This is a genomic window from Pantoea sp. X-Soil-YNGN-844 (assembly GCF_059730595.1).
Map to the genome: position 1 here is coordinate 1,551,861 of NZ_AP036007.1, position 12,679 is coordinate 1,564,539.

Here is a 12,679-nt window from a genome sequence, read left to right on the forward strand (position 1 = left end):
ATACCTTGACACGTTTGACCCTGGCGATTGATGCCATGGGCGGGGACTTCGGTCCCTGCGTGACAGTGCCTGCAGCATTGCAGGCACTGGCCTCTCATTCGGAACTATTCCTTCTTCTGGTCGGACATCCCGACGCCCTCACGCCATTGCTTGCCAAAGCGGATTCCTCCCTGACGGGGCGTTTGCAGGTGATCCCTGCCGAATCGGTTATTGCAAGTGATGCGCGGCCCGCTCAGGCCATCCGGAACAGTCGCGGCAGTTCAATGCGCGTGGCACTGGAGATGGTGAAAGAGGGACGTGCACAGGCCTGCATCAGCGCCGGTAATACCGGTGCGCTGATGGGGCTGTCGACACTCTTATTAAAACCGCTGGATGGGATTAAGCGTCCGGCGCTGATGTCCGTTTTACCGCATCAGCAACAGGGTAAAACCGTGGTGCTGGATCTGGGTGCGAATGTGGGTTCAGACAGTGCGATGCTGGTGCAGTTTGCTGTGATGGGGTCGGTGATGGCTGAGCATGTGCTTGGTATTCCACGGCCCCGTGTCGCGTTGCTCAACATTGGTCATGAAGAGACCAAAGGGCTGGAAACCATCCGCGATGCGGCAGTAGTGCTGCGAGAAACACCGCAAATCAACTATATTGGTTACCTCGAAGGTAACGAGCTGCTCACCGGCAAAACGGATGTGATGGTCTGTGACGGTTTTGTCGGAAACGTCACGCTGAAGACGATGGAAGGCGTGGTAAGAATGTTTCTTTCTCTGCTGAAGTCATCAGGGGAAGGTCAAAAACGGTCATGGTGGCTTCAGTTGCTGAGGCGCTTAATCCAGAAACGTCTGGCGAAGCGCTTCGGGCAACTCAACCCTGACCAGTACAATGGCGCTTGTCTGTTAGGATTGCGCGGAACAGTGATCAAGAGTCACGGCGCAGCAAATCAACACGCCTTCGCCGTGGCGATAGAACAGGCAGAGCAGGCGGTGAGGCAGCAAATTCCCGAGCGAATTGCTGCGCGCCTTGATGCTGTATTAGCCAGGAGTGACAAAGCCTAGATGTATACCAAAATTATCGGTACGGGCAGTTATCTGCCCAGCCAGGTTCGCACCAATGCCGATCTGGAAAAAATGGTGGAGACGTCGGACGAGTGGATTGTTACCCGCACCGGCATCCGTGAGCGTCGCATTGCTGCGCCTGACGAAACCGTCGCCACCATGGGATTCAGCGCGGCGCAACGCGCGCTTGAAATGGCAGGCATTGACGCGAACGATGTTGGGCTGATTATTGTCGCCACAACCTCGTCCAGCCATGCTTTCCCCAGCTCCGCTTGCATGATCCAGCAAATGCTGGAAATCAAAGATTGCGCGGCATTTGACCTTGCTGCCGCCTGTGCGGGTTTCACCTATGCACTGAGCGTAGCCGATCAATACATCAAAAATGGCGCTGTTAAGCATGCTCTGGTTATCGGCGCTGATGTCCTGGCACGCGCGCTGGATCCGGAAGATCGCGGCACCATCATCCTGTTTGGTGATGGCGCGGGTGCGGTCGTGCTGGGCCAGAGCGAAGAGCAGGGGATTATCTCTACTCACCTTCATGCTGATGGTCGCTATGCACAGCTTCTGACGCTGCCTTATCAGGATCGTGCCCATCAGGATCAGCCTGCCTATGTCACCATGGCAGGTAACGAAGTCTTCAAGGTCGCCGTCACCGAACTGGCCCACATCGTTGATGAAACGCTGCAGGCTAATAATCTCGATCGTGAAATGCTGGATTGGCTGGTGCCGCATCAGGCGAACCTGCGCATTATCAGCGCGACCGCGAAAAAACTCGGTATGACCATGGATAAAGTGGTCGTCACGCTGGATCGCCATGGCAATACCTCTGCTGCATCGGTGCCAAGCGCACTGGATGAAGCGGTTCGTGATGGCCGCATCAAACCCGGACACCTTATTCTGCTGGAAGCCTTTGGTGGTGGATTCACCTGGGGTTCTGCGCTGGTTCGCTTTTGATTGACAGGAACAGAAGATGACGCAATTTGCATTTGTTTTTCCAGGTCAGGGTTCACAGACCGTGGGCATGCTGACTGAATTAGCGGCGACGTATCCGCTGGTAGAAGAGACCTTTCATGAAGCCTCTGACGCGCTGGGTTATGACCTGTGGCAGTTAGTGAGTCAGGGTCCGGCTGAAGAGCTGAACAAAACCTGGCAGACTCAGCCTGCACTGTTAGCTGCCTCTGTGGCCATCTACCGCGTCTGGCAGCAGCAAGGCGGTGAACAGCCTGTCCTGATGGCCGGTCACAGCCTGGGCGAATATTCGGCGCTGGTTTGTGCGGGTGTGCTTAATTTTGCGGACGCAGTGAAGCTGGTAGAACTGCGAGGCAAACTGATGCAGGAAGCGGTGCCAGAAGGCACCGGCGCAATGCAGGCGATTATTGGCCTGGATGACGCGGCTATTCGCAAAGCCTGTGAAGAGAGCGCGCAGGGCCAGGTTGTTTCACCAGTTAACTTCAACTCGCCAGGCCAGGTTGTCATTGCGGGTAACAAAGAAGCCGTTGAGCGTGCAGGCGCTGCCTGTAAAGCTGCGGGTGCTAAGCGTGCCCTGCCACTGCCGGTTAGCGTGCCTTCCCACTGTGCACTGATGAAGCCTGCCGCTGATAAACTGGCAGTTGCCCTGGAGAACATTAAGTTTAATGCACCAGCGGTGCCGGTGATCAATAACGTCGATGTGAAAGCGGAAACTGACGCTGCGGCCATCCGTCATGCGCTGGTTCGTCAGCTCTACAGCCCGGTTCGCTGGACCGAGAGCGTGGAAGCGATGGCGGCACAGGGCGTGACACAGCTGCTGGAGATGGGTCCAGGTAAAGTCCTGACCGGTCTGACCAAACGTATTGTCGATACCCTGACAGCGGCTGCCGTTAACGATACGGCATCCCTGACGGCTGCACTCGGTAAGGAATAAGAGGAAAATCATGAGCTTTGAAGGTAAAGTTGCGCTGGTTACCGGCGCGAGTCGCGGCATTGGTCGTGCGATTGCAGAAACCCTGGCGGCACGTGGTGCCAAAGTGGTAGGAACTGCAACCAGCCAGAGTGGCGCCGACGCCATCAGTGCTTACCTTGGCGACAAGGGTAAAGGCCTGTTACTGAACGTGACTGACGCTGATTCAATTAACAGCGTTTTAGAGAATATTCGCGCTGAATTTGGCGAAGTGGATATTTTAGTCAATAATGCAGGCATTACGCGTGATAATCTTCTCATGCGCATGAAGGACGATGAGTGGCAGGATATCCTGGATACTAACCTCACATCGGTATTCCGCCTTTCTAAGGCGGTCCTGCGTGCCATGATGAAAAAGCGCGTGGGCCGTATCATCACCATTGGTTCCGTTGTTGGCACCATGGGTAACGCGGGCCAGGCAAACTACGCAGCAGCAAAAGCGGGTTTGATTGGCTTTAGCAAATCACTGGCGCGCGAAATCGCGTCACGTGGCATTACCGTCAACGTCGTGGCTCCAGGCTTTATTGAGACTGACATGACGCGGGCACTGAACGAAGATCAACGTTCCGGTATTTTGGCGGAAGTCCCTGCGGGTCGCTTAGGCGATGCACAGGAAATCGCCAATGCTGTGGCATTTTTAGCCTCTGACGAAGCAGCCTACATCACAGGTGAAACGCTGCACGTCAATGGCGGAATGTACATGGTCTGATAAATCACGAAATCATTTGCTTTATTTGCGGTTAAAACCGCAAAATAACGCAAAATCGTGGTTCGACCAGCCGGGATTTTGTTGCATCTTTTTCACCATTTTATACACTACGAAAACCATCGCGTAAGCGAGTTTTGATAGGAAATTAAATAGTATGAGCGATATCGAACAACGCGTTAAGAAAATCATCAGTGAGCAGCTGGGTGTGAAAGAGGAAGAAGTCACCAACTCTGCATCTTTCGTAGAAGACCTGGGTGCCGATTCTCTTGATACCGTTGAGCTGGTGATGGCTCTGGAAGAAGAGTTTGATACTGAGATTCCAGACGAAGAAGCTGAGAAAATCACTACCGTTCAGGCAGCGATCGACTACATCAATAGCCATAAAGGCTAATGAATATCTTCAGGCGGTCGCTCGACCGCCTGATTTTTTTGTTTGTCCCACATAGTTCCCTATTTCCCCTCCCTGGAGGACGAACGTGTCTAAGCGTCGTGTAGTTGTGACTGGTCTTGGCATGTTGTCTCCTGTCGGCAATACCGTAGAGTCTACCTGGAGTGCTCTCCTTGCCGGTCAGAGCGGCATTACCCTGATCGACCATTTTGATACCAGTGCTTATGCAACCCGTTTTGCAGGTCTGGTAAGAGATTTTAATTGTGATGACTACATCTCGCGCAAAGATCAGCGCAAGATGGATGCCTTCATCCAGTACGGCATTGTGGCCGGTATGCAGGCCATGCAGGACAGCGGTCTGGTTATTACCGATGAAAATGCAAATCGTATGGGCGCAGCAATTGGCTCCGGCATCGGTGGCTTAGGTTTGATTGAAGAGAATCATACCTCACTGGTCAACGGCGGCCCGCGTAAAATCAGCCCATTCTTTGTGCCTTCAACCATCGTTAACATGGTGGCGGGTCATCTCAGCATCATGTATGGCCTGAAAGGTCCCAGCATCTCTATTGCGACAGCCTGTACTTCGGGTGTGCACAACATCGGTCATGCCGCACGTATCATCGCCTATAACGATGCTGACGTGATGCTGGCGGGTGGCACTGAGAAGGCCAGCACGCCATTAGGCGTCGGTGGTTTTGGTGCAGCACGCGCCCTCTCAACTCGTAACGACAACCCGCAAGCGGCCAGCCGCCCGTGGGATAAAGATCGTGATGGTTTTGTGCTGGGTGACGGCGCTGGCATTGTGGTGCTCGAAGAGTACGAACATGCGAAGAAACGTGGTGCGAAAATCTACGCAGAAATCGTAGGTTTCGGTATGAGCAGCGATGCCTACCACATGACGTCACCACCAGAAGATGGTTCGGGTGCAGCGGCGGCAATGATCAATGCGCTGCGTGATGCTCAGCTTACGCCAGAGCAGATCGGCTATGTTAACGCACACGGCACCTCCACGCCAGCCGGTGATAAAGCTGAAGCGCAGGCGGTGAAATCGGTCTTTGGGGCAGCAGCCAGCAGCGTAATGGTCAGCTCAACCAAATCAATGACCGGACACTTACTGGGTGCCGCAGGCGCTGTTGAATCAATTTACTCGATTCTGGCACTGCGCGACCAGGCCGTTCCACCGACCATTAACCTGGATAACCCGGATGAGGGCTGCGATCTTGACTTCGTGCCGCACACCGCGCGTCAGGTTCCTGGACTGGAGTACACGCTGTGTAACTCCTTCGGTTTCGGCGGAACCAACGGTTCGTTGATCTTCCGTAAAGTGTAATCGTTGCAGATTGCTAATAAAGGCCCGCGATGCGGGCCTTTTTTTATCCTGCAGAATGCGCTGAAATCACGTCTCACGCTCAGGAGAGAACGATGTGGATTAACGGAGTCAAACAATCGACGCTGGCTGCCAGCGACCGCGGCATGCAGTTCGGCGATGGCTGCTTTACCACCGCCGCCGTCCTTCAGGGTAAAATCCTGCTGCTTGAGAGCCATATGCAGCGCCTCAAAGCGGGCTGCGAGCGGTTATGGATCGGCGATGTCGACTGGGATCAGCTGGAGGCTGAGATGAAACAGGCCGCGCATGAGCAGACTCAGGCGGTGCTGAAAGTCATTATCAGTGCGGGCAGCGGCGGACGGGGTTATAGCCGCCTGGGCTGTGGTGAACCCACGCGCATCGTCGCATTAGCACCCTGGCCGCAACACTACGCCGGGTTACAGCAGCAGGGTGCTTCACTCCGGCTGAGTCCGGTTCGTCTGGCGCGAAACCCGCAGTTTGCCGGTATCAAGCACCTTAACCGTCTGGAGCAGGTGATGATTCGGGCTCATCTTGACCAGACAGACGCTGACGAGGCGCTGGTGCTTGACACTGAAGGTTGGGTGGTGGAATGCTGTGCGGCCAATTTATTCTGGCGGCAGGGCAGACAAATTTTTACGCCCGATGTATCAGCGGCAGGCGTGGACGGCATTATGCGGCGAAGTCTGATGGCGCAACTTGCAGCAGCAGGTCACGCTTGTCAGGTGATAAAAAGCGAACCGGCACAGCTGCTGGATGCTGATGAAGTTGTGATATGTAACGCGCTGATGCCGGTTCTGCCGGTCCGACAGATAGAAGCCGTACAGTTTACTGAGCGCTCGCTGTTTAATCAGTTGCACGCTAGCTGTAAAAAGATAATGGATGCATCATGATTCGAAGCAAAAAAATTCTCGTCAGCCTGCTGGCGATTGTGGGTCTCGCTGCTGTGCTGAGTTACTGGCAGGTTAAGCAGTTTGCGGCCACCCCGTTGACCATTAAGCAGGAAACAATCTACACATTGCCAGCCGGTACAGGCCGGGTCGCACTCCAGGCGCAGCTGGAAGAGAAAAACATCATTCCGCACAGTATCTGGTTTGGCGCGCTGCTGCGTCTGGAGCCGGAGCTGGCGACCTTTAAGGCGGGCACCTATCGCCTTGAACCGACCATGACGGTGCGCGCGCTGTTACAGCTGCTGGCCAGTGGTAAAGAGGCGCAGTTCCCGGTGCGGTTTGTGGAGGGGCAGAGGCTGAAAGAGTGGCTCAGCGAGCTGCGTAAAGCGCCCTATATCCGCCACACTCTGAAAGATGATCAGTTCGCCACCCTTGCCAGCGCACTCAACGTGGAGCCTGAACAACTGGAGGGCAACTTCTTTCCGGACACGTATCTCTACACCGCCAACACGACCGATATGGCGCTGCTGCAACGCGCGCATGATCGGATGAAGAAAACCATCGATGAGGTGTGGCAGGGACGGGCGGATAATCTGCCTTACAAAACGCCACAGGATCTGGTGACCATGGCATCGATCATCGAGAAAGAGACCGGCGTCAGCGAAGAGCGCGCGCGCGTGGCCTCGGTGTTTATTAATCGCCTGCGCACGGGTATGCGTTTGCAGACCGATCCCACGGTAATCTATGGCATGGGTGACAGCTACAACGGTACGCTGACCCGCAAAGATCTTGAGACGGCCAGCGCGTACAATACCTATATTATTAATGGCCTGCCGCCTGGACCGATCGCGATGCCAGGCAAAGCCTCACTGCAGGCAGCGGCCCATCCCGAGAAAACGAACTATCTCTACTTTGTTGCAGACGGCAAGGGCGGACATACGTTTACCACCAACCTCGCCAGCCATAACAAGGCGGTGCAGGTCTACCGGCAGACGCTGAAGGAAAAAAATGAACAGTAAGTTTATCGTCATCGAAGGCCTGGAAGGCGCCGGAAAAACCACCGCGCGCGACGCTATTGTCGCTACGCTGCATGCCCGTGGTATCAGAGATCTGGTCTTTACCCGCGAGCCTGGCGGTACGCCGCTGGCAGAACAGCTTCGGGTTTTGGTTAAGCAGGGTATTGAAGGTGAGCAGGTGACGGATAAAGCCGAACTGCTGATGCTCTATGCGGCGCGGGTTCAGTTGGTAGAGACCGTAATCAAACCGGCGCTGGCTCGCGGTGCCTGGGTAATCGGCGATCGTCACGATCTCTCCTCGCAGGCTTATCAGGGTGGCGGTCGGGGTCTTGACAGCGGACTGATGCAGACGCTGCGCGATGCGGTCTTAAGCGATTTTCGTCCCGATCTGACGCTCTATCTTGATGTCACGCCTGAGATCGGTCTGCAGCGCGCCCGTGCGCGTGGAGAGCTGGATCGTATTGAGCAGGAGTCGCTGCGCTTCTTTGAACGTACCCGTACACGCTATCTGGCCCTTGCTGCAGAAGATCCCACTATCCTGACCATCGACGCCACTCAGTCGCTGACCGAGGTGACAGTGTCACTTCAGATGGCGCTGGAGAGCTGGCTGGCGGAGCAGGCGTGATGAACTGGTATCCGTGGCTGAATCAGCCTTATCGCCAGGTGATTGGCCAGCATCAGGAGAATCGCGCGCATCATGCGCTGTTGATCCAGGCGATGGCTGGCATGGGCGATGACGCGCTGGTCTGGGGGATGAGTCGCTGGCTGATGTGCCAGCAGCCGGATGGACTGAAAAGTTGTGGAGCGTGCCACGGTTGCCAGCTGATGCAGGCTAATACTCACCCTGACTGGTATCGGTTAGAGGCGGAGAAGGGCAAAAGTACCCTGGGCATCGATGCGGTGCGGCAGGTGACAGAAAAAATGTATCACTTTGGCCAGCAGGGTGGCGCGAAAGTGGTCTGGCTGCCGGATGCTGCACAGCTTTCGGAAGCGGCCGCTAACGCCCTGCTGAAAACGCTGGAAGAGCCGCCAGCCAACAGCTGGTTCTTCCTTAGCAGCCGCGATCCGTCACGTCTGCTGGCCACACTGCGCAGTCGCTGCATGACGCTGCATCTGACGCCGCCCGATGAAGGACAAAGCCTGCTCTGGCTGAAGAAGCAGTCCTCGCACGATGAACAGATGCTGCTGGCGGCGCTACGCCTGAGCGCCGGCGCGCCGGGGGCGGCGCTGAGCCTGCTTGAAAACGGGCCGTGGCAGGCGCGGCAAAAGCTCTGCGATGCGCTGCCCGCGGCATTGCAGCAGGACATCCTGCAACTGTTACCTGCGCTGAATGCTGACGATGCGACAGCACGTATCGGCTGGCTGCTCTCTTTACTGCTGGATGCGATGAAATGGCAGCAAAATGCAGGTCAGTGGCTGAGTAACATTGACCGCCAGGATGTTGTGCAGCTGCTGGCCGGATACTTTTCATCCAGCGCACTCAACAGCAGTACCCTGGCATGGATGCGCTGTCGCGAGCAGTTACTGCATGTGGCGTCAGTGAATCGCGAATTATTGCTGACCGATCAGCTTCTGAGCTGGGCGGACAAACAGAAGCCTGCGCTGGTCGGCTAAACCTATCTGAGAGTAATTATGTTTATTGTGGATTCCCATTGCCATCTCGATGGCCTGGATTATGAAAAGAACCATCGTGACCTTGATGATGTGATCGCTAAAGCGGCGGCACGTGATGTGAAATTTATGCTGGCTATCGCCACTACGCTGCCGGGTTTCCATACTCTGAAGAGCCTGGTCGGCGAGCGGAAAAATATTGCGCTCTCCTGCGGCGTGCATCCGCTGAATCAGGAAGAGGCTTATGACGTTGAAGAGTTTCGCCGGCTCTCTGCCGATCCTCAGGTGGTAGCGCTCGGTGAAACCGGGCTGGATTATCACTATCAGCCAGAGACCAAAGATCAGCAGCAGCGCTCATTCCGGGAACATATCCGAACCGGGATCGCGCTGAATAAGCCGATCATCGTCCACACCCGTGATGCGCGCGAAGATACGCTGGCGATTTTGCGTGAAGAGCAGGTTGAGCGCTGCGGCGGCGTGCTGCACTGTTTCACTGAGGATCAGCCCACCGCCGCTAAGCTGCTCGATATGGGCTTTTATATCTCCTTTTCCGGGATCGTCACCTTCCGTAATGCTGAACAGCTACGCGAAGCTGCGCGTTATGTGCCGCTGGACCGGATGCTGGTGGAAACGGATTCACCTTATCTGGCACCCGTGCCGTATCGTGGCAAAGAGAATCAGCCTGCTTATACGCGCGATGTTGCCGATTACCTGGCGGTACTGAAAGGTGTCGATGTGGAAACGCTGGCTGCCGCCACCACGCAAAATTTCTCAACGCTGTTCCATATCCCGATGAGCCAGCTCGGCGCCTGATCGGCTTTTATTTCAGCCTCTGTAATTAATCTGTAACCTGCCTATATGACCCTGTTTTTTCAGACAGGGTCAGCTTTTTATCGTCAATTACCGATGCGCGTCAGTGAGAAATTTCGTAAAGTGCGCCCCTGTGATTGTCGAAACGTGATAGCCATCAAAGTAACAAAAGGGGATTTATTTTACCCTTCGTAATAAATCAAAAGGCGGTCACCGCCAACCCGGCAAAGAATCCTCCCTCTTTGCCACGCGCATTGCGCAAATATGCACTCATACTCAGGAGCTTCACGCTATGTTCAAAAATGCTTTTGCCAACCTTCAAAAGGTCGGTAAATCGCTGATGCTGCCGGTATCGGTTCTGCCGATTGCCGGTATTTTGTTAGGGGTCGGTTCAGCCAATTTCAGCTGGTTACCTGCAGTGGTTTCGCATGTAATGGCAGAAGCGGGTGGATCGGTGTTCGCCAACATGCCGCTGATTTTTGCTATCGGTGTGGCACTGGGCTTTACCAATAACGATGGCGTTTCGGCGCTGGCAGCAGTGGTTGCCTATGGCATCATGGTGAAAACCCTGGCGGTGGTTGCGCCGCTGGTGCTGCATATGCCTGCGGCAGAGATCGAGGCTAAACACCTCGCCGACACCGGAGTTCTGGGCGGTATTATCGCGGGCTCCATCGCCGCTTATATGTTCAACCGCTTCTATCGCATTAAACTGCCGGAATATCTGGGCTTCTTTGCCGGTAAACGCTTTGTGCCGATTATCTCCGGTCTGGCCGCTATCATTCTCGGCGTGCTGCTCTCCTTTATCTGGCCACCGATTGGTTCCGCGATTCAGGAATTCTCACAGTGGGCGGCCTATCAGAACCCGGTTGTCGCCTTTGGTATTTATGGTGTAATCGAACGTGCACTGGTGCCGTTTGGTCTGCATCACATCTGGAACGTTCCTTTCCAGATGCAGATTGGTGAATACACCAATGCGGCAGGTCAGGTGTTCCACGGTGATATCCCACGCTACATGGCGGGTGACCCGACAGCAGGCAAACTCTCTGGCGGCTTCCTGTTCAAAATGTACGGTCTGCCAGCGGCAGCGATTGCTATCTGGCACTCAGCGAAGCCTGAAAATCGCGCTAAAGTGGGCGGTATTATGATCTCCGCCGCGCTGACCGCATTCCTGACCGGTATCACCGAACCGATTGAATTCTCATTCATGTTCGTCGCACCGATCCTGTATGTGATCCATGCGCTGCTGGCAGGTCTGGCATTCCCAATCTGTATCCTGCTCGGTATGCGTGATGGCACCAGCTTCTCACACGGTCTTATCGACTTTATCGTGCTGAGCGGCAACAGCAGCAAAATCTGGCTGTTCCCGATTGTCGGTATCATCTATGGCCTGATTTACTACACCGTGTTCCGTGTGCTGATCGCCAAACTGGATCTGAAAACACCTGGCCGTGAAGAGAGCAGCAGCAGCGAGCAATCTACCGCGACCGGTACAGAGATGGCGGGCAAGCTGGTGGCGGCGTTTGGTGGTAAAGAGAACATCACTAACCTGGATGCCTGTATCACCCGTTTACGCGTCAGCGTCGCTGATGTGGCTAAAGTGGATCAAACTGAACTGAAAAACCTCGGCGCCCGTGGCGTGGTGGTTGCCGGTTCCGGTGTGCAGGCAATTTTCGGGACTAAATCCGATAACCTGAAAACCGATATGGATGATTACATCCGCAGCATGTAATCATTCAGAGAAATGAAAAAGCCCCGCTTAGCGGGGCTTTTTTTTGGCACGTGTTACAGGTAAACGCGCAGATACTCAGTCAGGCAGAGCAGGGCCATCGCCTGACCGTAGGGCATTGAGGTGAGAGGGACAGTGCGATAGTAGTCCAGGTCACAGCCCATCGCGGTTCCAAAGGAAACCTGTTTCAGCTCGCCATCGTCATCGATATTCGCAATCACGCCGCGCAGCGCTTTTTCTGCTACCTCCAGATACTCCGCGGGGAGATAGCGCTTGCGAACCCCTTTCAGAATGCCATAGGCAAATCCTGCCGTGGCGGAGGCTTCCGGGTAGCTGTCTGGGTCATCAAGCAGAGTGTGCCACAAGCCGCTGCTGTGCTGACAGGTCTTAAGCGCTTTGACCTGGGTCTCCAGCACCTGCTGCAGGAAGCGGCGGGTAGCGTGATGCTCAGGCCAGTTCATCATCTCCAGGAAGTCAGGAATCACAATCGTCACCCAGCTGTTGCCACGCGCCCAGCGTGCATCAGCAAAGTTATGACGGCCATCGAAGTTCCAGCCGTGGAACCATAAGCCGGTTTCGCGATCCATCAGATATTGGGTATGCAACAGGAACTGGTAGCTCGCTTCCTCAACCCACTCATCACGTTTCAGCAACTGTCCAATCTTAGCCAGCGCCATTACGCTCATCATCAGCGTATCGTCCCAGAGCTGCTGTGGATTTTCGTTGTTATAGACAATGTGCTGCAGGCCGCCCTGTTCGGTACGCGGCATCTCATACATAACCCATTCTGCCCAGCGCTCCAGCACCGGCACCCAGGCGGGGTTCCCGGTCTCTTCGTAACGGTAGGCCAGCGTCAGAAAAGGACAAACGGTATTCACATTTTTGGTCGGCGTTCCTTCCGCCAGACGCTCAGTGAACCATTCATCAATGATCGCCAGCGTCTGCTGGTCGCCGGTTTGCTGATAGTAGTGCAACATGCCATACAGACCGATGCCATGTGTCCATTCCCAACCCGCCCAGCCTTTAGTATCAATCACCCGGCCATCGTCCAGCCGCAATAAAAATTCGCCTGTCTCATCGGTGATGTTAACCAGATTTTGTGTCAGCTTTTGAATCAGCTGTACCAGTTCGCTGCGTGGCAGCAGATGCTCAGGTTGGCACAATAATTTGCTGTGTTTAACGGGAAATACAGTCATGGT

The 12,679-nt window shown here is 55.0% G+C and carries 13 protein-coding genes; 12 read left to right on the forward strand and 1 reads right to left on the reverse strand.

The annotated features are described in order from the left end of the window. Positions 1-5: 5 nt before the first annotated feature. The 12 genes from plsX to ptsG all read left to right on the forward strand — a co-directional run bounded on the left by plsX (position 6) and on the right by ptsG (position 11,483). Entirely contained in the window at positions 6-1,046 is a 1,041-nt protein-coding gene (plsX, locus tag AC6I8C_RS07215; protein WP_497822025.1) for a phosphate acyltransferase PlsX, read from the forward strand. Then, positions 1,047-2,000: a beta-ketoacyl-ACP synthase III gene (locus tag AC6I8C_RS07220; protein ID WP_098050954.1), complete on the forward strand. Its 954-nt coding sequence runs from the start codon at positions 1,047-1,049 to the stop codon at positions 1,998-2,000. 16 nt (positions 2,001-2,016) lie between these two features. Next, the gene (gene fabD / locus AC6I8C_RS07225) at positions 2,017-2,949 is read left to right on the forward strand and encodes an ACP S-malonyltransferase (protein WP_497822026.1); all 933 of its coding nucleotides are present in this window, start codon (positions 2,017-2,019) and stop codon (positions 2,947-2,949) included. Between the two features lie 10 nt (positions 2,950-2,959). Beyond that, positions 2,960-3,694 (forward strand): 3-oxoacyl-ACP reductase FabG, encoded by a 735-nt coding sequence (fabG, locus tag AC6I8C_RS07230; protein ID WP_013357455.1) that lies wholly within the window; start codon positions 2,960-2,962, stop codon positions 3,692-3,694. 154 nt (positions 3,695-3,848) lie between these two features. Beyond that, positions 3,849-4,085: an acyl carrier protein gene (acpP, locus tag AC6I8C_RS07235; RefSeq protein WP_003849865.1), complete on the forward strand. Its 237-nt coding sequence runs from the start codon at positions 3,849-3,851 to the stop codon at positions 4,083-4,085. 85 nt (positions 4,086-4,170) lie between these two features. Next, complete coding sequence (fabF, locus tag AC6I8C_RS07240) at positions 4,171-5,412, forward strand: beta-ketoacyl-ACP synthase II (protein ID WP_497822027.1); 1,242 nt, start codon at positions 4,171-4,173, stop codon at positions 5,410-5,412. A gap of 92 nt (positions 5,413-5,504) precedes the next feature. Continuing rightward, positions 5,505-6,320, forward strand: coding sequence for an aminodeoxychorismate lyase (gene pabC, locus AC6I8C_RS07245; protein WP_497822028.1), 816 nt, complete (start codon positions 5,505-5,507; stop codon positions 6,318-6,320). Next, positions 6,317-7,336, forward strand: coding sequence for a cell division protein YceG (gene yceG, locus AC6I8C_RS07250; RefSeq protein ID WP_033782645.1), 1,020 nt, complete (start codon positions 6,317-6,319; stop codon positions 7,334-7,336). Before pabC ends, yceG begins: the two co-directional genes overlap by 4 nt. Then, entirely contained in the window at positions 7,326-7,958 is a 633-nt protein-coding gene (gene tmk / locus AC6I8C_RS07255; RefSeq protein ID WP_497822029.1) for a dTMP kinase, read from the forward strand. The genes yceG and tmk overlap by 11 nt, the downstream gene beginning before the upstream one ends. Beyond that, the gene (gene holB, locus AC6I8C_RS07260; RefSeq protein WP_497823315.1) at positions 7,958-8,947 is read left to right on the forward strand and encodes a DNA polymerase III subunit delta'; all 990 of its coding nucleotides are present in this window, start codon (positions 7,958-7,960) and stop codon (positions 8,945-8,947) included. The genes tmk and holB overlap by 1 nt, the downstream gene beginning before the upstream one ends. A gap of 18 nt (positions 8,948-8,965) precedes the next feature. Further along, a complete protein-coding gene (locus tag AC6I8C_RS07265; RefSeq protein WP_013357461.1) occupies positions 8,966-9,757 on the forward strand; it encodes a metal-dependent hydrolase in 792 nt (263 codons plus the stop codon). A gap of 289 nt (positions 9,758-10,046) precedes the next feature. After that, positions 10,047-11,483: a PTS glucose transporter subunit IIBC gene (ptsG, locus tag AC6I8C_RS07270; RefSeq protein ID WP_150009707.1), complete on the forward strand. Its 1,437-nt coding sequence runs from the start codon at positions 10,047-10,049 to the stop codon at positions 11,481-11,483. 53 nt (positions 11,484-11,536) lie between these two features. On the opposite strand, the gene bglB is transcribed toward ptsG, so the two are convergent. Next, a complete protein-coding gene (gene bglB, locus AC6I8C_RS07275) occupies positions 11,537-12,676 on the reverse strand; it encodes a beta-galactosidase BglB (RefSeq protein ID WP_497822030.1) in 1,140 nt (379 codons plus the stop codon). Positions 12,677-12,679: the final 3 nt, after the last annotated feature.

What these genes read in the sequence shown, in the direction of transcription:
- AC6I8C_RS07220 (WP_098050954.1), top strand. Translation starts at nt 1,047, where the DNA reads ATGTATACCAAAATTATCGGTACGGGCAGTTATCTGCCCAGCCAGGTT.
- fabD (WP_497822026.1), top strand. Translation starts at nt 2,017, where the DNA reads ATGACGCAATTTGCATTTGTTTTTCCAGGTCAGGGTTCACAGACCGTG.
- fabG (WP_013357455.1), top strand. Translation starts at nt 2,960, where the DNA reads ATGAGCTTTGAAGGTAAAGTTGCGCTGGTTACCGGCGCGAGTCGCGGC.
- acpP (WP_003849865.1), top strand. Translation starts at nt 3,849, where the DNA reads ATGAGCGATATCGAACAACGCGTTAAGAAAATCATCAGTGAGCAGCTG.
- pabC (WP_497822028.1), top strand. Translation starts at nt 5,505, where the DNA reads ATGTGGATTAACGGAGTCAAACAATCGACGCTGGCTGCCAGCGACCGC.
- yceG (WP_033782645.1), top strand. Translation starts at nt 6,317, where the DNA reads ATGATTCGAAGCAAAAAAATTCTCGTCAGCCTGCTGGCGATTGTGGGT.
- tmk (WP_497822029.1), top strand. Translation starts at nt 7,326, where the DNA reads ATGAACAGTAAGTTTATCGTCATCGAAGGCCTGGAAGGCGCCGGAAAA.
- holB (WP_497823315.1), top strand. Translation starts at nt 7,958, where the DNA reads ATGAACTGGTATCCGTGGCTGAATCAGCCTTATCGCCAGGTGATTGGC.
- AC6I8C_RS07265 (WP_013357461.1), top strand. Translation starts at nt 8,966, where the DNA reads ATGTTTATTGTGGATTCCCATTGCCATCTCGATGGCCTGGATTATGAA.
- ptsG (WP_150009707.1), top strand. Translation starts at nt 10,047, where the DNA reads ATGTTCAAAAATGCTTTTGCCAACCTTCAAAAGGTCGGTAAATCGCTG.
- bglB (WP_497822030.1), bottom strand. Translation starts at nt 12,676, where the DNA reads ATGACTGTATTTCCCGTTAAACACAGCAAATTATTGTGCCAACCTGAG.